13 protein-coding genes are annotated in these 18,696 nt (G+C 53.2%); 3 read left to right on the top strand and 10 right to left on the bottom strand.

All coding sequences use genetic code 11. The features are described 5' to 3' along the window. Window positions 1-167: 167 nt before the first annotated feature. The 5 genes from JNJ77_03735 to JNJ77_03715 all read right to left on the bottom strand — a co-directional run bounded on the left by JNJ77_03735 (window position 168) and on the right by JNJ77_03715 (window position 6,353). Window positions 168-1,370, bottom strand: coding sequence for a cation:proton antiporter (locus tag JNJ77_03735; GenBank protein MBL8821675.1), 1,203 nt, complete (start codon window positions 1,368-1,370; stop codon window positions 168-170). Between the two features lie 123 nt (window positions 1,371-1,493). After that, window positions 1,494-1,775 (bottom strand): hypothetical protein, encoded by a 282-nt coding sequence (locus JNJ77_03730; GenBank protein MBL8821674.1) that lies wholly within the window; start codon window positions 1,773-1,775, stop codon window positions 1,494-1,496. A gap of 159 nt (window positions 1,776-1,934) precedes the next feature. Continuing rightward, the gene (locus JNJ77_03725; protein MBL8821673.1) at window positions 1,935-2,096 is read right to left on the bottom strand and encodes a hypothetical protein; all 162 of its coding nucleotides are present in this window, start codon (window positions 2,094-2,096) and stop codon (window positions 1,935-1,937) included. A 140-nt stretch (window positions 2,097-2,236) separates the two neighbouring features. Continuing rightward, a complete protein-coding gene (locus tag JNJ77_03720) occupies window positions 2,237-2,998 on the bottom strand; it encodes a hypothetical protein (protein ID MBL8821672.1) in 762 nt (253 codons plus the stop codon). A gap of 169 nt (window positions 2,999-3,167) precedes the next feature. Next, window positions 3,168-6,353, bottom strand: a complete 3,186-nt coding sequence (locus JNJ77_03715) for an RNA-binding transcriptional accessory protein (protein MBL8821671.1) — start codon at window positions 6,351-6,353, stop codon at window positions 3,168-3,170. A gap of 253 nt (window positions 6,354-6,606) precedes the next feature. Between JNJ77_03715 and JNJ77_03710 the strand changes: the two genes are divergently transcribed. After that, window positions 6,607-7,686, top strand: a complete 1,080-nt coding sequence (locus JNJ77_03710) for an FAD-dependent oxidoreductase (GenBank protein MBL8821670.1) — start codon at window positions 6,607-6,609, stop codon at window positions 7,684-7,686. 187 nt (window positions 7,687-7,873) lie between these two features. Here JNJ77_03710 and JNJ77_03705 read toward each other — a convergent pair whose 3' ends face one another. From JNJ77_03705 to JNJ77_03690, 4 genes are all read right to left on the bottom strand, one after another. Next, the gene (locus JNJ77_03705) at window positions 7,874-9,844 is read right to left on the bottom strand and encodes a redoxin domain-containing protein (GenBank protein ID MBL8821669.1); all 1,971 of its coding nucleotides are present in this window, start codon (window positions 9,842-9,844) and stop codon (window positions 7,874-7,876) included. Window positions 9,845-10,000: 156 nt separating this feature from the next. Further along, window positions 10,001-12,601 carry a S41 family peptidase gene (locus JNJ77_03700; GenBank protein ID MBL8821668.1) on the bottom strand — a complete coding sequence of 867 codons (2,601 nt, stop codon included), beginning with the start codon at window positions 12,599-12,601 and terminating at the stop codon, window positions 10,001-10,003. A 175-nt stretch (window positions 12,602-12,776) separates the two neighbouring features. Continuing rightward, on the bottom strand, window positions 12,777-13,793 hold the full coding sequence (aroF, locus tag JNJ77_03695; protein MBL8821667.1) for a 3-deoxy-7-phosphoheptulonate synthase: 1,017 nt from the start codon (window positions 13,791-13,793) through the stop codon (window positions 12,777-12,779). Window positions 13,794-13,867: 74 nt separating this feature from the next. Continuing rightward, complete coding sequence (locus JNJ77_03690; GenBank protein MBL8821666.1) at window positions 13,868-14,554, bottom strand: DUF4058 family protein; 687 nt, start codon at window positions 14,552-14,554, stop codon at window positions 13,868-13,870. Window positions 14,555-14,980: 426 nt separating this feature from the next. Between JNJ77_03690 and JNJ77_03685 the strand changes: the two genes are divergently transcribed. Both JNJ77_03685 and JNJ77_03680 read left to right on the top strand, forming a co-directional pair. Continuing rightward, window positions 14,981-17,068: a YgiQ family radical SAM protein gene (locus tag JNJ77_03685; GenBank protein ID MBL8821665.1), complete on the top strand. Its 2,088-nt coding sequence runs from the start codon at window positions 14,981-14,983 to the stop codon at window positions 17,066-17,068. A gap of 45 nt (window positions 17,069-17,113) precedes the next feature. Continuing rightward, window positions 17,114-17,908: a hypothetical protein gene (locus JNJ77_03680; protein ID MBL8821664.1), complete on the top strand. Its 795-nt coding sequence runs from the start codon at window positions 17,114-17,116 to the stop codon at window positions 17,906-17,908. A 406-nt stretch (window positions 17,909-18,314) separates the two neighbouring features. On the opposite strand, the gene JNJ77_03675 is transcribed toward JNJ77_03680, so the two are convergent. Then, a partial coding sequence (locus JNJ77_03675; GenBank protein ID MBL8821663.1) for a hypothetical protein occupies window positions 18,315-18,696 on the bottom strand: 382 nt, incomplete at its 5' end.

Here is an 18,696-nt window from a genome sequence, read left to right as displayed (position 1 = left end):
CGATGGCATGCACGATGCAGACTCCGTAGACGAAGACAACATCATCCCACTTCGACGAGGGGTGATAACGTGATTGGTGATTTTGTCAAGGTCAAAGCCGCTATAGAAAGGATTGTCCCGGTCCATTTGCTTCGAGATGGAGAAGGAATATCATTCTGGTTGCGTTTCTATGTAGTTTTCTGTCTTTGCAACTGTCGGCGGCGAAGCGCCAACGCAATCATCGGGAAGAGCAACACCGACATCATCCCTGCACCCACCAGGCTGGCTGCGGTATCGTTCGGTAGATTGCCCGACTTCACGCCGATCTCAGCAATTGCCACCACCAGGGGTAACTGGGTTGCAGAAAATAGCGCGAGAGCAAAACGTGAAGTGAGATCGAGGTCTTTCCGGATGATGAAGGCTGGCAGCCCGCGAACCAACAGAAACAGGATTACAAACAAAGGCAGCTGCATGAGCGCCTTGTTCATGAGCGCCTTGTTCGAATTCAGCAGCGCATGCAGATCATAACGCAGCCCCGTTGTCACAAAGAAGATCGGCACAAAGAATCCGAATGCCATGCCTTCAATCTTGTGCATCAGCTCTTTGCCATATTCGCCAGGCGAGGCTAAGGAAACCACGATCCCGGCTGCCAGCGCACCCAGAATGGAATCCAGCCCCATATCGCGAGCCAGCATCACCAGGCTACCCAGCACCAGAATGGCAATTCGCATGGGCAACTGAGCACTCGTGTGCATCTTCTCCTGCATCAATACGATCAGCCGAGGTGGCCGATAGTTGATGGCAACATATACAGCCACCAGGATGATGACAACAAATACCAGCATCAGCCAGATGGAGCCGCCATGTTCTCCTTCGCCACCTGAGAGCACCAGGGCTATTAAAATGATCGGGCCAAATTCACCCATCGCTCCAGAGGCAACCGTGTAAGCCCCAAACCGCGTTGGCAACTCTCGCGCATCACGCAGAATTGGCATGATGGTGCCCAGTGCCGTGGTAGTGAGTGCTGCACCAACAATCAGCCCGGAGCCCACCATCGCCGACCATTGCAGCGAATAGCCCACCAGCAGGCAAATACCAAATGACATCATCCAGCCAACTGCTGCCAGCATCAGTGGCCTGCCTCGAATGGCTTGGAAATTAATCTCGAAGCCAGCTACGAAGAACAGAAACGCCAGGCCGAAATTGGAAAGTATTGCAATGGTGGGGCCGGGTTCCGCCCACCCCAACACCTGTGGCCCGATGATCAACCCCAGGGTAATTTCGAGCACCACGATGGGCAGACGAATCACAGGCAATATTTCGCTGATCATTGGCGAAAGTACTGCAATCAGGAATATCAACAGAAGTGAGTGCAGTTCCTGAATGGACATGTGCTGCTCCCCGACAAGCCTCATGCATGAATGGGAAACAGATTCCATCACGCACCGGATGATGAGCGCGAGCACTTTAGCAACAAATAGATTTCTTGCCTAGCGAACCTGCATCAATCAGGCTCAGGCAGATTTCTTCAACGTTCTGGAAGGCATGGTTCGCAGTGCTTCCGGCGTGCGAGTGATGAAAATAGTACCTTTGAGGCAATTGACGACGACACGCAGATCATCCGGCCCAGGGAAAATAATAGTTGCTGACGTCGAGCCCATGCGCTGGACTTTCCGCGCTGCCCGCCGGGCCAGCTTCAATTGCAGCACGCGAGGTAATAACTCGGCAGCTTCAGGCAATACATTCAGAGTGAATTTCATCTGGATGACCTTTTCATTTTGCAGCGGCAATAGCATACAATTGTCATACCAGATGTTGACTGCAGCGCGAAGATGAGTTGGATTTCAGGAGTGAGGGAATCTCATACCCTCCCCCGTTTCCAAGATTAACTTGAAGCAAGTAATCACGCTGCCAAATACTAATGCTACTGGTGTCAAGTCAGGCTAGCGCTAATTCTAGCGATCCGTTACCCACAGAATGGACTTGTCATGGGCATGGGCCCAGAGTTCGACCAGCAAGATCACCCGGTTGCTGTAACCGAGCCAAGTCGCCGAAGAATTGGGATGGTCTATTCCCATCACTAACGAGAACACAAAGGCCCACACTGTGAGATCCATCGCAGGTCTCCTTTGTAATGAGAAAGTCCTGCAATAATCGCAAACTGTTTCTCTTGACCAGGTTACTTCTACCCTTACCTGGATGCAGACTTGTGTAATGTTGCTCAGGAGGGAGAGGGAATTGTGCAAAGTATGAGCTATCAGTCCTTCTTGCCCATAAACCGGCTGATCAGACCACTTCGCTTCGATTGATTTTCACCTTCGGGCGCCTTGCGATTCAGTGCAGGGAGATTGGGCATCACGGGCAGATTCGGCGAACCAGGCTTCATCACTGCATTCTGACCCGTCGTTTGATCAATCAGTTCATCGCGCAAGCGACGCAAGGGCGATGCTTCGATCTGAGCTGCTTTCTCGAGCAGTTCCAGCTTGTGCTTCATCTCATTCTTGGAGCGTGTCATCTCATTGCGTTCGCGGGCGATTTCAGCTCGTTCACGGGCCATACCCAGTTCCAGTTGACGGAACTGCTCTTCCATGGCCGTGCGATCTTCTTCCAGCATTTTGCGTTCGTTTTCCAGTTCAGCATGCAGTGCTACCAGTTCTTCTTCGGTTACGCCGGATGACTGCTTCGATTTGAACTCTTCCACCTGCTTTTCCAGTTCTCGCACCTGGTCGGATTTCTCCTCCAGCATCTGCTCCAATTCCTGGTCGCGCTTCTGCTTCTTGAGTGCCTCTTCTTCCAGTTGCGTCACGCGACGACGAGCCTCGTCGACCAGTTGCTTGAGTTTTCTGATCTCTGATTTCAGCGTGGAAACTTCTTCTGACGAAGGCTCACCCGATTCGGACTTTTCCTCGCCGGTTGGCACTTTCGACTGAATGCGCTGCAGGCGGGCTTCAAACTCATCTTCTGACTCCCACTTGTCTGTCTTGGGAGGATCAATGACGATATTCGGGGAACTGGGCATTTCCATGTCCTGCGGTTAAGCGAATGAGTCACTCCAGTATATCTTGCATTTCTCGCATAGGCGGCAACTAGAACGAAATTTATTATATCCTGTCAAAACAGGCAAAGTAAATGAAATAGTCGATACTTCTTGCTGATTACAAGATACACGAATCTTGCAATGATGTTGCTTATTCAGACTTGTTTTCGGCATCCTGTGTGACAGTGGAAGCGTCTACCTGGCTGGTTTCTACAGCAGGCTGGGCAGCGGGCTGTGGTGCTGGCTCATCCTGAGGCTTTTTGGTCTCAAAGAGTGCCTTGAGTTCACCAAAGGTGCGAAGCGGCGCCTTGCCGGTCAATGCAGCTTCGGTCAGTTTGGGTTTGGGCTTGTCTTTACGCTTAGGTGCAGGCTTGTGATGAGGTGGCTGTGTCGATGGAGCATCCCCGCCCTGTTGATGGCCAGCAGGTCGCGGAGGCATTCGCCGGTTGCCACCAAATCTGCCTGAAGCACCACCGGGGCCGCCACTAAAGCGTCCTGGAGGCCTATTCTGGTTACGTTGATCGAATCGGCGTTCGCCACCTTCGGTGCGTTGTCCACCTTCACCTGATTCCTGCCTGGGACCGGGATGTCTTCGAGGTCCTGGTGGGCCACGGTGATCACGTCGGAACCCCTGGCCTTCCTGTGCCGGAACTGGTCCAGCACCGCGTCGTGGTTCCGGGTGCTTTCTTTCCGTACCCGGAGCGATCATGGTCAGAGAAACACGCTTTCGATCCATATCGACTGACATCACCCAGACGGTGACAACATCACCCACTGAGACAATATCGTACGGACTCTTGATAAACTTGTTGGCAAGCTGGCTGATGTGCACCAGGCCAGAATCTTTGAGGCCTACATCTACGAATGCTCCAAAATCGACGACATTCTGAACCGTGCCTTTCAGTTCGGTTCCCGGTTTCAAATCCTCCAGTTGGAGAATGCCCTGCTTGAAAATGGGAGCGGGCAGTTCTTCACGCGGATCGCGGCCTGGCTTCACGATCGCTTCGATCAAGTCATGATACGTCGGCAAACCTATACCCAGTTCGGCCGCCGTAGGTTCTGCAGGCAGTGCTTGCAGTTTCGATTTCAAATCCAACAGGGCAGCGCCATCACTGAGTACCGCTGGAGTCAGTTCCAGCTTACCCAGCAGTTTGGTAACTGCTTCATAACTTTCAGGATGTACGGCGGAATTATCGAGCGGGTTCGCAGATTCAGGAATGCGGAGAAAACCAGTCGCTTGAGTATAAGTGACTTCCCCGATGCCAGGTACCTGCCGCAGATCTTCACGTGATTTGAATGGCCCTTTTTCCTTTCGATATTCAACGATGGCATGTGCTCGCAGTTGATTCAGCCCGGCGACATAGCGCAACAACGGAGCGCTGGCCGTGTTAAGGTTCACACCCACAAAATTGACGCATGATTCGACTACGCCTTCCAGCGATTCCTTCAGCCGCTTTTCTGCAATGTCATGTTGATACAGACCAACTCCCAGGTTTTGCGGATCAATTTTGACGAGTTCACTCAACGGATCCTGCAAACGCCGCCCGATGGAAACTGTACCTCGTGCGGTGGCATCATGGTTGGGAAATTCTTCGCGAGCAATAGGGCTGGTTGAATAATGGCTGGCACCGGCTTCGTTGACAATGATGTAGGACATGCCGGGCAATGATTCCGATATGGCAGCTGCCACCAGTTCCTCAGTCTCCCGGCTGGCGGTACCGTTGCCTATCGCAATCACCTGGCACTGATGCTGCTTGACCAGTTCAACGAGTTTGGCCTTGGCTTCTGCCTTGCGACTGGCGGTCTGTTCTGGTGTTGGTTCAGCGGCTGGCGTCTCTGCCGGTGCAGCAGGTGTTACTTCTGCAACTGCAGCATCAGCAACGGGAGCAGCCTCAGAACCCTGAGCAGCATCAGGTGTTTCAGTCGATGAAGGTGAATCGCTTACTGCTACTGGTGTTTCGGAGGCCGGCGACTCTGTCGTGGAAGCTGCTGCCGGTGCAGCAACTGCCTCAGGCTTGGCCTCTTTTTCTGCCTTGGCTTCCTTGTTCTTTTTCTTCTTTTCCCATTTAGGCTGGCTTGATCCACCAAAAGGATACATGGTGGAAGTGTCCAGCAGATTGCCTTGCTCATCAAGAACTGCCAGCTTACAACCGGTTCGGTAAGCAGGGTCGATGGCCAGCACCCGTTTGCCATGCACCGGTGGCTGCAACAATAAACGACGTAGATTGCGGGCAAAGACCACGATGGCATGATCCTCGGCACGCTCCGTCAGATCGCGGCGGATTTCCCGTTCAATGCTGGGAGCCAGCAGGCGATTGACAGCATCCTCAGCAAAACCTTGAATCAAACCGGCATGAGGGTGCTCATGCAAAGGTAATCGTTCCAGTACATACCCAAGCAGCCTGGGCAGATCAGCATCAAACTTGACTTTGAGCACATTCTCCCGTTCACCCCGGTTGAGTGCCAGCACGCGGTGCGGGGGCAGATGGCGAACGCTATCACTAAACTCAAAGTAATCCTTGTATTCCTGCCCCTGGCCTTCTGCAACGTTATCGTTCTTGGTGGAAACGAGTCGCGCGGTGTCCCACAGGAAACGTCGGCCCAGATCGCGCACTTCAGGCAGTTCTGCAATCTGCTCTGCCAGGATATGTCCAACACCTATGAGGATATCATCCGCAGTGTTCACGCCTTTTTCGGGATTCACCAGTGTAGGCAAGAGTTCCGCGAGGTTATTTACCACGGGATCGCGATTCCAGATGGATGCAGCCAGTTCGCCCAGTCCTTTTTCCCGAGCAGCAGCAGCCAGCGATTTTTTCTTGGGCTTGAAGGGCAGATATAAATCTTCAAGCCGCTTGGGATGTTCGCAGTGCAGAATGGCGTCGCGCAGTTCGTCGGTCAGTTTACCTTGCGTGGTGATATTGCGGAGAATGGTCTGCTTACGTTCTGCCAGCGACCTCTGCTGTTGAATGCGCTTCTGGATCATACGCAGAACATCTTCATTCAGACCGCCGGTCCGTTCCTTGCGGTATCGCGTGATGAAGGGAATGGTGTTTCCTTCGTCAAGCATGTGGACGACGGCTTCCACCTGCACCTTGCGAATCTGCAGATCCTGAGCAATGCGCCCAAGATCGTAATGCACCACAACTTCTGGAACTTTGACAACTGTAGATGCAGTAGAATCATCTGTTGCCGTTTCAACCGCCGGAACAGGCTCACTCACAGCCGACACCGTTTCGGCTGTTGGCGCAGGCTCTGTAACAGGAGGGGAATTCGATTCAGCAGAGAGAGGTGTGTGCGCTGCCTCGGGTTCGTGGTTGGGCGCATCAGGAGTCGTCATGCCTGCGTACTCGTGTCTTAATGGGGATGCCTGGAAAAACTTCCGTAACAATACTGGAAGCTTAGCGGAACAGGCATCATGGTTACGGTTTACGTCACTGTGATGTTACGGCATAGACAGACAATGTCAAAGCAGAAAACGGGTGATTCATGCGAGTTTCTTGAACTGACAGGCCTGTTTCCTTCCAGGTTCACCCATTGCCTGAATCGACCTGAATCAGGAAGATGCTAGTTACCTCTCGAGAGAACTGACCATGCCTGAGAAAGTAGTGATCATTGGTTCTGGCCCTGCCGCCTGGACTGCTGCCATCTATGCTGCCCGTGCTAGTCTGCAACCACTCGTTTTCGAAGGGGCTATCACCGAAAAGAACAGGCTGCAGTCAACCTTGCCGCTAGGTCAACTGAACCTGACTACCGAAGTGGAAAACTTCCCCAGCTGGCCTCATGCCGACCCTGCAACGCTCCTTGCCTATGCCAAAAGTGCCCTGCCACCCGATCGATTTGCCAACGTCGAACATCTATTCAGTGGAAAGGCATCGCATGGCAAGCGTTCCGCGGTTGGCCCGGAACTCATGGAATTCATGCGACAGCAGGCGGTTAACTTCGAAACCCGTATCGTTACCGATGACATTATCAAAGTGGATTTCAACCAGCATCCCTTCAAACTGCATACCCTGGAAGGAAAAACAGTTGAAGCACTCACGGTGATAGTTGCGACCGGTGCCCGGGCCAATTATCTGGGCTTGCCCAGCGAACAGAGGTTTATGAACCTGGGCGTTTCCGCCTGCGCCACCTGCGATGGTGCTTTGCCCCGCTTCCGTCATCAACCGATTGTTGTGGTGGGTGGCGGCGACACCGCCTGTGAAGAAGCACATCACCTGGCCAAGTTTGGCAGCAAAGTCTACCTCGTGCACCGTCGCGACAAGTTACGAGCCAGCAAAATCATGCAGGATCGGTTGTTTGCCAACCCCAAGATTGAAGTCAAATGGAACTCGGCCGTCGAAGAAGTGCTGGGCAACGAAGACGATGGTGTCACGGGAGTCAAGCTGGCCAGTACCACTGGTGGAAAAGATGAAACCATTTCCGCCAAGGGCATGTTTGTCGCCATCGGCCATACGCCTAACACAGATTTTCTCGGCGGGCAGCTGCAACTGAACGAGAGTGGCTACATTGTCTGGACGAAGCCGCAACGGGCGTGGACCAGCATCGAAGGAGTCTTTGCTTCTGGCGATGTGGCAGATAATTACTACCGTCAGGCTGTCACCGCTGCCGGCACCGGCTGCATGGCTGCACTCGATGCCGAACGCTGGCTGGCTGAAAAAGGCTTGACATAAAAAAACGCCAGCAGTCGCTGGCGTTTCTTTTTGGATTGTAGTCATCTCACTCCGTGAGATGACGGGATGTGCAATCTTGAGCGTCCTTTTTTTTGCAAAGCAACTAATGGGCTTTGCATGGTTCATGACTATCGTGACGGCATTTTGTCACCGCGTCCTCACGACGGAGCGTGAGGACTACAATTAATCACTGCACGAAATAGTAATCCAGGAACCCAATCATCATTTCTTCCCAGGTTTGCTCGCCCCAGTAGACAGTGCTTCGGGGATTGGGGTTAAATGGATTGTCTTTCGAGTTATCATAGAACGCAGTGCATTCCAGTTTCACACCGGCAGGAACCCGCAAAGGTTTGCTGAGTTCATACGTAGTCTGCCAGTTGAAATCATACTTGGGGACATCGAGCACTGTTTCGCGCTTGCCATCGGGGTAAACCAGTTCGTATTTGAACGATTTGCCTCGATAGTGCATGTGAGGCAGGAAGGAAATAATGACTGCATCCTTCTCAAAAGCTCTTGTAGCCTTCACTTCATAGTTGGCTGCACCGGGTGGGATTTCAAAACGGGGATTGGCTACCGCACGAGTACGCACCACATGTTTCGGTGGTTCCTTGGCAAAGATCAGGCCAATGGAGGAACGATCGGTTCCAGCTTTGCCATTAGGCGTGTAGTGCATCTGCAACACAATCGTGCTGCCCTTGGGAATCAGCTTGGCCTGGCCAGGCTGCAGAACCGTGGGCTGATCGCCGGGAGCATAGGCGACCAGCATGCCTTGCCCGATGCCATCCAGCGTGGGGCGTCGCTGCTGCATGCGAGCATTGTTGTTGGGCAGAAATGCTCGAGCCAGATTCGTCCAACCGCCGGGAGGACCACCGCGTTTGCTGTTGCCTCGCTGCTGTTGCTGACCACCCTGCTGAGCAAACTGCTTACGCATCTCAGCCAGTTTTTCTGGTGAAATCTCTTCAGGGTCGTGATAATCAGCGGGTGGCATGATATAGGCAATGATGTGGTGCACCAGTTCACGGTTGCCTGGCCGTGCTTCTGCTGCCTGTACCCAGGTGTCTTCCTTAAAGACATCGCCTACCTGGATGTATTGATAGGGCATACCCAAGGGTCCAGCAGATGCGGGAATCTTGACAGGTTCCGGCATGGCAAGCACCACATCGGGCTTACCCATCATCCAGCCTTCGGTGTATGATTTAGGGGCAGGTTCATCCTTCGGATCACCTTGAATACAACCCTGATCAATCCAGGTGATGAGTGTCTTCTTTTCCTGATCGGAAAGTCGGCGACTATTGGAGAAATGACCCACGTTAGGATCAGCATGCCAGGGAGGCATGCGGCCATCGGTTACCACTTCCTTGATGTTATCGGCCCAGGCTGCAGCATCCTTGTACTTCATCAGCTTGAAGGGGCCTACTTCCCCAGGGCGATGGCACGATTGGCAATGTGTCTGAATCAGTGGAGCAATATGCTTGGTGTAAGTGATTGCTTCGCCGGGCGCAACAGTGAGCGGAGTCTTGCTGCGACCGAGCAGACAGCCTGCCGGGGTGGTGGCTGCATTCTTGACTTCCTTACCTTCCAGCACCGCATCGAGTGCATCGAGCAGTTCGCGGCTGGTTGCCTTCTCACGTTTGGCAATGGGAGTGTACTGATCGTCAATCTTGCCTCGGTAACGCACAAAACGCTGGCCATCCAGGACAAAGGCTTCAGGGATACGCTGAACGGTGAATTTCTCAGCGAGCTTGAATTGCTCGTCCTTCAACACCGGGAAAGGCAGCTTATAGGTTTCAGCATGCGTTTTGACTGCTGAGACATCATCCTGCTCATTGCTGTTGATGCCGACAAAAACCACACCCTTGCTTTTGTACTTATCATGCAAAGTTGCCAGCTTGGGTGCATAGGCATTGTTGACCGGACATTCGGTGCCCATGAACAGCACCACGACTGCCTTGGCATCGCGACCATGTTCCGCCAGTGACCAGGGCTTGCCAGTCACTGCGTCGGTTAAAGTGATATCGGTAATTCGTGTACCCAGGGGGGCAGGTAAATCATCTTTCTTGTCTTCGACTGCATCCGTTGCTGTCACCAGGGCAGGTATCAGGGCTGCGGTTGGCAATGCCAACCCTGCCAGCAGCATGAACGATCTCAACAACCGCATAAGGCCGTTCCTTGTGATGAGAGAGTAATGGGTATCTCATTAGCATACGTGATATATTCGCAAAATGAGAGATGAATTTGATAGCTTCATCCTCTTTTCATGAGAAAAGCCCATGACTCGTTGTGCCATGGGCTTGATTTTTTAACTTTTTCCGCTCTAGCGCTGCCCGGTGTGTGCAGTCTGCTTCTTCAGCAGTTCTACCGCCGCATCCAACTGACGGTCGATAAAGGTCTTCTTCGTTTCCATCCGGGGAGCGTCCCGGCGAGGGATCAATTCATTCTTGGTGAGAGATTCATCCAACTCAGCCCGTTCCGTGGGGCTTAACTTGATGGTATATTCCTTTGGTGGCTTGACGCCCCAGTCATCTTCATCCTTGGAATTGGGGAAACGATTGAGGTTCTTGCCTGATGGACCATAGAAGGCTGCCATAGTCATCTTGATGGCGCCGGCATGGCCATTGAGGTCCATGGGCCTGATCTGCTGCACGCTTCCCTTGCCAAAGCTGCGTTCTCCCATGACGATGCCACGTTCATGGTCCTGAATGCAGGCTGAGACAATTTCACTGGCGCTGGCTGAGCCGCCATTGACCAGTACCACCAGAGGCACATCGAGAATCTTGAACCCGCGTGTCGAGGTCTTGATCTCATTGGAGTAGCTCGTGTTTCTCGGCTTGACTGAAACAATCACGCCATCGTCCACGAACATGTCGCAGATTTCCTTGGCGGCATCGAGCAAGCCACCCGGGTTGAACCGCAGATCAAGAATCAGGCCATTCATGCCTTTCTTCTGGTAGGTCTGCAGTACATTTTTCAAGTCGCGTGCTGTCTTACCTGCAAACTGACTGAGCCGCACGTAAACAATCTTGCGATCCTTATCCAGGTAGTAGTCCCAGGTATCATCAGCCAGGCGATGCACGCCGAAGACTGTTTCACCTTCAATGCGGTTGCGAACCAGATCCACATTGAAAACCTTGGGGCCATCTGCTTCTTCCCGTTCAATCACCAGAGTAACCTTGGTGCCTCGTTGCCCCAGAATCTTCTTGACGACATCCTGAGTCGTCAGCCCTTTGGTCTCGGTCGTAACGGGCTGAGGCAACGGATTACCTTCCGGATCAAATTCATTAATGATCTTGAGGATCAGGTCACCCGCCTTGATCTGGGCACGGTATGCCGGGCTGTTCAGAATCGGGGTGGCAACTTTCACCACATCACGCTGGAACTCTTTACGAATCTGTATACCCACGCCGATGAACTCTTTCATGCCACGGTTGATCTCTTCCAGTTCATCCTGATTGAACCAGACCGTGTGGCGATCAAGCATCGTCAGCATGTATTTCAGGGTACGATCCAGCCCTTTCTCGTTCTTGATCGCATCTTTGTTACCCAAGGCCATACGGGCTTCCACCAGCAGGTTTTTGATGTCTGATTCACTGGTGGAATCAAACTTCTCCAGTTTATGCTTCATCTCATCGGGGATTTTCTCGTCAGCCCAGCGATAGAGCCCTTTTACGGCATTGACGGCCAGTTCGTTCAGCTTGACTGGCTTGACATAGGCATCGCGTGCATAGCGCATCACACGCAGAACGCTATCTGCAAATTTTTCTGCAGATTCCTGGCTGATCTTCAGTTCAGCCTGCATGTCGCTGTAGGCTTTCACCAGATCGCTGCTGGAAACTTTGCCTTCGGTAAAGCCCAGGAATGTCTTCCGCAGTTTCCGTTCTGAATCCTGCTTGGGCATATGTTCAATAAACGATTTGCCATCCTTGACAATGGCTTCTTCCAGATTGTCCTGCTTTGCCTTCTCAGCAAACTCCCTGCTCCGTTCGATAGCCTTTTCCAGACCAGGTGCATTGAGCGCAATGGTGAAATGCAGTGATTTACCCAGAGCAACCGGAAACAGGCCAATGGTCTCGGTGACGTTGATTCGCTTGAGGTACTCATCCTGGAAGTACTTGGTGACTTCATCAATGGTGATCTGGCCATCGGTGTCATCGCCTTCCTTGTCAGCCTTGCCTGAAAAAGCTTCAGACAGAATGGTGTAGAAAACATCCTTACCCTGAATCTGTGGAGCTGCAACCAGGCCGCTCGTGCAGGAAAGAACTACTCGACCCTTGAGCGCGTTCTCCATTTCGTCGTCATCATCAGGCCTGGCAGCTCCCGCTTTTTTGCCACCACTGAATTCCAGGAAACGGTTGTCCAAACCATCTTCCTGAACCTTTTCCGGACCTGCAGCATATCCTTTGAAATTCACATTCAGGAAGATGGCAACCTTACCTGTTTTGAACTGATCCACCATCGCTTCGATTTCGGCGGCGGAAATAGCGTTCTTGTTACGTTGTGCCACGGTCGAATCAGAAGTAAAATAGCAGGTTGCCTTGTCTAACGGTGCACCGGAACCGGCCCAGTAAATCAGTACGCGGTCATCTTCCTTGGCGGAACTGGTTACCCATTTGAAAGCATTGAGCACGTTTTCCCGGTTGGCGACCTGTGCCGGTACATCACCAGCCTTTTTCACATCGCTCACCAGCAGACGGGTATTGTCCTTGCTGAAGATTTTCGCATTGGCACCACTCGTCAACTGACTGTAGAGCGAAGCAGCGTCCTGATCCAGCCACGTACGCGACTGTATCTGATTATCCTGATAGTGTCCCACACCAATGATGACTGCGTAAGTCTTGCCTTCAGCCCAGGCGCAAACGGAACCAGCAGAAATGAGTATCAAGGCTAGTAACGCTTGCACAAATCGACGCGATGACATGTAACGTCCTTTCGCAAGAATGCCTTCAAATGATGCAAAAACAGTGTGGCAAAAAGCCGCTGTATGAATCTCTAACCGTTGTGCTACTGCATTATTCGACTGACAACAAGGCCAAGTTCCACAATCAGGCGTTTACTCATACCGAATTCATTAGGTGCATGGCTGAGAATCATGACTAGACGATGATTCGGCCTAGTGGCTCTGCTACGCGTTTGAGTTGTACCAGCAACTTATCAAAGGTAGCAAAATCAATGGTTTGCGCAGCATCCGACAATGCTTTGGAGGGATCAGGATGTACCTCAATCAGCAGGCCATCAGCCCCGGAAGCCAGCCCCGCCATCGCCATCGCAGGCACATATTCGGCCTTGCCGGTGCCATGGCTCGGGTCAATCAGGATCGGTAAATGTGACAGCTTTTTAACCGGCGGGACGATGGACAGATCCAGCGTGTTCCTGCTGTGATCTGCAAAGGTTCTCACCCCACGTTCACACAGGGCAACCTGGAAGTTGCCACCCGCCAGCACATATTCCGCTGCCATCAGCCATTCTTCCAGCATGGCAGACATGCCACGCTTGAGTAGGACCGGTTTGCGGGCTTGCGATACCCGTCGCAACAAGCTGAAGTTCTGCATGTTGCGAGTACCGATCTGGATCATATCCGTCGCAGCTTCCACTGCATCGGCCTGCTCGGTGTCCATCAGTTCGGTGACAATGCCGATGCCTGTTTTTTCCCTGGCTTTTACGAGCAGATCCAGCCCCTTCTGACCGAGTCCCTGAAAACTGTATGGACTGGTACGAGGCTTGAATGCACCGGCACGCATCAACTTGATGCCTCGCTGCATCAGCATTTCCGCAGACCGCATGAGCATTGTCTCATTTTCAACTGAACAAGGCCCGGCAATGATGGTAAAGGTGCCCGGGCCAATCGTGGTGGAACCCACTTTCACCAGGGTATCCTGCGGGTGCATCTCCCGGCCTGTCAGCTTGTATTGCTTGGTAACCCGGATGCATTCAAAGACACCGGGCAGCACTTCCAACGCTCGAGAATCGACTGAGCCGGTATTCCCCGTAATGCCAATGGCGGTACGTGTGGCGCCAGGCAACGGATGGGACATCAAGCCCATCTCATTGATGGCTTTCACTACTTGAGCCACCTCGTCCTGGGTAGCCTCCCGCTTCATCACCACCAGCATGGGTGTAGACCCTCGTAACGTTCTCGTCTACTGTTTAGCCTACTGCTGTATCATGCAAGTACAATAGCTGCCAGCTACACCCTCTTCTTCTCATCCCGTAATAACTGGTCCAGCCAGCGACGATCATCATCCAAAAGGGGAACATGAGGTTCGTGTTGATAGGAAATCATGCCATCGAAACAACGATCATAGACCCGATTCACCAGTGCCTGTACATCCAGCACCAGATCTCGTTCATCCGGTAACAGAGGCAGCCTGATGCGAGGCAACCGGTTTCTGATTGATGTGCCATACAGTTCATGCTTGATGGGACGCGCGGCCCGTGTCACACAGCAGACGTATTGCTGTTCGGTCAGATGGCTGAGATCAGCCTCCAGGCATGTGTTGCCTTGCAGCACCAGTTCCAACTCGACCAGGTGAGCGCCTTCCCTGCGGGCTTCCTGTCTGCGTACATCGTACCGCTTGCGTCCTTCCGGATGCGTGCGATTGACGGGCGAAATCAACTCAATGAGCGTCACGAGCTTGTCGAAGCTCGATTTCTGCCTGATTTCCAGAAAGGGTTCCTGGTGTTCCTCTTTTTGAATGGAAGTGAACAAAACCTGCTCGATCTCGTAATGCCGGGTGCCCTGCCGCAAACGGTACTTGTCACTCAAATTAGGCTGCAACGCATCACCCAGCGCAGAAATAAACTGGGCGTGGAACGTAGGCCAGTACTTCGCATCTTCCAGATACGGGTCCATTCCGGGAAACACAGTCGGCACAGCTACACTCCCCATTTCAGGTAGTGCTATTGTACCTCATACCACCAGGAGAGGTAAATGGCGGTTAGAGCGAGAAGGGTCAGGGTTCAGGCGTGAGAAAGTCTGGTTCCCCTCTCCCCTGGAGAGAGAGGGGTTATGGGTGAGGGGGTGCAACGACTGGTGTTCGTGAAAATACCACCTGCATCGTCTCATCTGAGGGTTTCTGGTGCAATGCTGAATTGGAAGCGTATACGAAGCAAGCTTCGTGGCTTACACTGATATTATCTATGAATCCTTCCACTGGTATTTTCCCCTCTCCCTCCGGGGGAGAGGGGGTGCCAGACAGGAGAAGAGAGAAACCAGTGATATGCATAAGCCATTGCCCCCCCCTCACCCCTCTCCCTCCAGGGGAGAGGGGAACCAGACCAGGGAAGCGGGGGAGCAGAGATGAGCATCCCCCTCAAGAAACTCCCCCTGGCCCTCTGGCATGAGCAGTTCACTTCCCCGCATCTTCCGATGACGAAGGCGGAGATGGATGCTCGTGGCTGGGATGCCGTGGACATCGTTTTCGTGACGGGCGATGCCTACATCGATCACCCCAGTTTTGCGATGGCCATCCTGGGGCGAACGCTGGAATCGGCGGGGTTCCGGGTGGCGATCCTGAGTCAGCCTGACTGGCGTAGCGTGGATCCCTGGCGACAGTTCGGCAAGCCTCGCCTGTTCTTTGGCGTGTCGGCTGGCAACATGGATTCGATGATCAACCATTACACCGCCAACAAGAAGGTGCGGAACGACGACGCCTACTCGCCCGGCGGTCGGATTGGTCTTCGCCCCGACCGGGCCACGATGCCGTACAGCCAGCGGTGCCGTGAAGCCTACCCTGGAGTGCCAGTGATCGCCGGTGGGGTGGAAGCCTCGCTGCGAAGGCTTGCCCATTACGATTACTGGAGCGACACGGTCAAGCGGGCGATCATGCTCGATGCCAAGTGCGACATGGTGGCCTATGGCATGGGCGAGAAGACCATTGTCGAGTTGGCCAAGCGGCTTCAAGCCGGCGAGACGATTCAGCAACTTCGCGGCATGCGTGGGATGGCCTTCGCCCTTGGTGCCAGGGAAAAGCTCGAAGACCTGCCTGCACTGGATGAACCGACACCAGAAGATGGTGCCAGCAAGGCAGGGCGCCCTGCACCGGAACGGCCCAGCCCGGTGACGAACCGTGATGTACTCATGCTGCCTAGCTACGAAGAAGTGAAGACCGACAAGAATCACTTTGCCGAAGCGACCCGGCTGATTCACCTGAACAACAGCCCGTTTAATGCCCGCACGTTGGTGCAGTACCACGACCGGGAAGCGGTGGTGGTAAACCCGCCTGCCTTCCCGCTTACTGAAGCGCAGATGGATGCCCTCTATGATCTGCCTTACACCCGTCGGCCGCATCCCATTTATAAGGAACCGATTCCTGCCCAGGAGATGATCAAGGATTCGGTCACCATCATGCGTGGCTGCTTTGGTGGCTGCACGTTCTGTTCCATCACCGCCCACCAGGGTCGCGTGGTGCAGTCGCGCTCGAAGGAGAGCGTGCTGAAGGAACTGAACAAGATGGCCAGCGACCCCGACTTCAAAGGCACCGTCAGCGACATCGGCGGGCCGACCGCAAACATGTACCAGATGCGCTGCACCCGCCCCGAGGTGGAAGCCAAGTGCAAGCGACTGTCGTGTGTTCACCCCAGCATCTGCAAACTGCTAGGCACCGATCATGGCCCGCTGGTCGAGCTGATGAAGGAATCACGCACCATCCCCGGCATCAAGAAGGTGCTGGTGGCGAGCGGCGTGCGGATGGATCTGGCTCAGCTCTCCAAGAGTTACATGAAGGAACTGGCCGGCCACCACGTTGGCGGACTCCTGAAAGTGGCCCCCGAACACGTCGACCCCGATGTGCTGGCAGTGCAGAAGAAGCCTGACATCGGCAACTTCGACAAGTTCGCCGAGAGCTTCAAGAACGCATCGGCCAAGGGTGGCAAGCCGAAGCAGTACCTGGTGCCTTACTTCATCTCGGCCCACCCAGGGTCTGACCTGAAGGCTATGATCAACCTCGCCCTCTACCTCAAGCAGAATGGCTACAAACCGGATCAAGTGCAAGACTTCATCCCCGCCCCGTTCGACATCGCCACCTGCATGTACTACACCGGCATCGACCCGTTCACCAAGCAACCGGTGAACGTCGCCAAAGACATGAAGAGCCGGAAGATGCAGAGGGCCTTGATGCAGTTCTTCAAACCGGAGAACTATTTTGAAGTACGAGCGGCCTTGATTGAAGCAGGACGTTCGGATTTAATCGGAGGCTGTGATGGGTTGATCCCAGCACAACCTCCCAAGGTGGCGTTGGATGAGAGAAGACGCCGGGCGAATGAGCAGGCGAGCGGGGAGTATTATCACAAAGTGAAGAACCCGAGCGAGAAACGTGGGTATCGTCCGGGGCGAAGTAGTCAGGTGAGGCAGGTGAAACCGGGACGGGGGAAGGGAACAAGCATATAGTAGTTATTTGATGTTGGAGGACCGTAGAAGGGAATTGAGATGACGATGAAGGATGAAATTCCATTTCTCAATCAGATGCCGTTCCGACCATACAAGCGATTTGTTTCGACTTCTATCTCACCAGCAGATTATTACACTTATGTACAACTTTCTGCCATCACAGCAGGTGCCGAGGAGGAAGAACTTCTCGCGATTGGAGGTCGACTAGCCGTATTGCAAAGTATAAGGCGACATATTTCCGCATTTGATCCAAGTGATGCAACATATGCATACGCACCTGCTTGGGTGAAGCTAAAACCATATCTGGTCCAAGCTGGTCTCAATCCAGTGAATGAGCACACGACTTTATCCGACATCAAGTCATTTCTAGATGCTTATGATCCGTCGAATGTCACTAGCAGATTGTCGACTTTAACACCAGCCTCCAACTACCAAGTACTGGCTAATATGATTGGCGATTCAGAGATAACTTCAGTATTTGACCCATACCTTGAGAATAGTTCACTATGCACACTTAGCACGATCCTCTCGTTTGGTCGTGGGGGCATTGCTAAGGGGATTCGACTTCTTGGCTCTGCTGACAAGGCAAATGGACCGATTCCAAGATTAACCAAGCTCGGTCTTGATGCATGGTTGAAAGAATGTAAAGGTGAACTGCGCGTTCTTCCAACTGGTTCCAAAGAACACCGAAGGTTCTTATTACTGTCCGACGGTAAGTCACTGATAATCGGTCATTCGCTAAACGCTTTCCATAAGAACGAAGCAGTCAGAGTCGAAGATGGTTCGAGCGATACCACTTTCTTTGAAGAAATGTGGAGTAGAGCTACGCCATTGTTGTAGTCGGGCCAAATGCGTGAAACATGCAATTGTGGTCGTCTGGCATTCCACTCGACCCTGCTGAGTTGCAATTACTCTTTGCCAGATTGGTGCCGAATCATCGACTCGCGAAGTTGTGGCAGGGTTGTGATGGTACTCCATCTCAATCCTGTGGACTTGCAACCACGTCACTCCATCGCCAGCAGGGTCGAAGCTGAGTACAGCTACGATCTGCTAGTACAAAGTATGGGCGACGATGGTGAGAGTTCCGTGCAACGTACAGCCCGGAACGCCAGTGACGGGGTGGTCATGCGGAGGTGAGAGTAAAACGCTTATGTGATGACGAGTGGTGTCACGACATTTTCTCTGAGCGATTGTAGACATTACCAGCATACGCAAGGTTTCCCCCGTCACTGGCGAGCTTTTTGCGTCATGCAACGTAAGTCCTTAATTGTCCGTGCCGTTTGAGTGCTGTAAGGACAAGTTTGGCTTGCACAAAACGATGGACGCGTCGGTGGCCGCGTACCCAGGCGGGGAGGCAGGTTAGTCCGCCTCCCCAATTGGTCAGGTTACCGAAGGAGCGTTCGATATCATCGCGTCGTCGCATGAGTGCCTGTCCAAACGCTCCGAAAGGTGCTTCCAGCAACTCCTTCGATCGCAATCGACCTGGTGCCTGCTGGCGATGCCCCAACCCTTTGCCTCTCCCGAAAGGGCGTGGCGACACCAGCTGTAGATTGCCGCGCTGATCACAGATGGCATGCAGCTTGTTGGAATCATAATGACCGTCAGCCGCCACATAACCTTGCACCGGT

Source organism: Planctomycetia bacterium, assembly GCA_016795155.1.
GTDB lineage: Bacteria > Planctomycetota > Planctomycetia > Gemmatales > HRBIN36 > JAEUIE01.
Note: the sequence above shows the minus strand (reverse complement) of the source record. Positions and strands in the feature narration are given on the sequence as shown.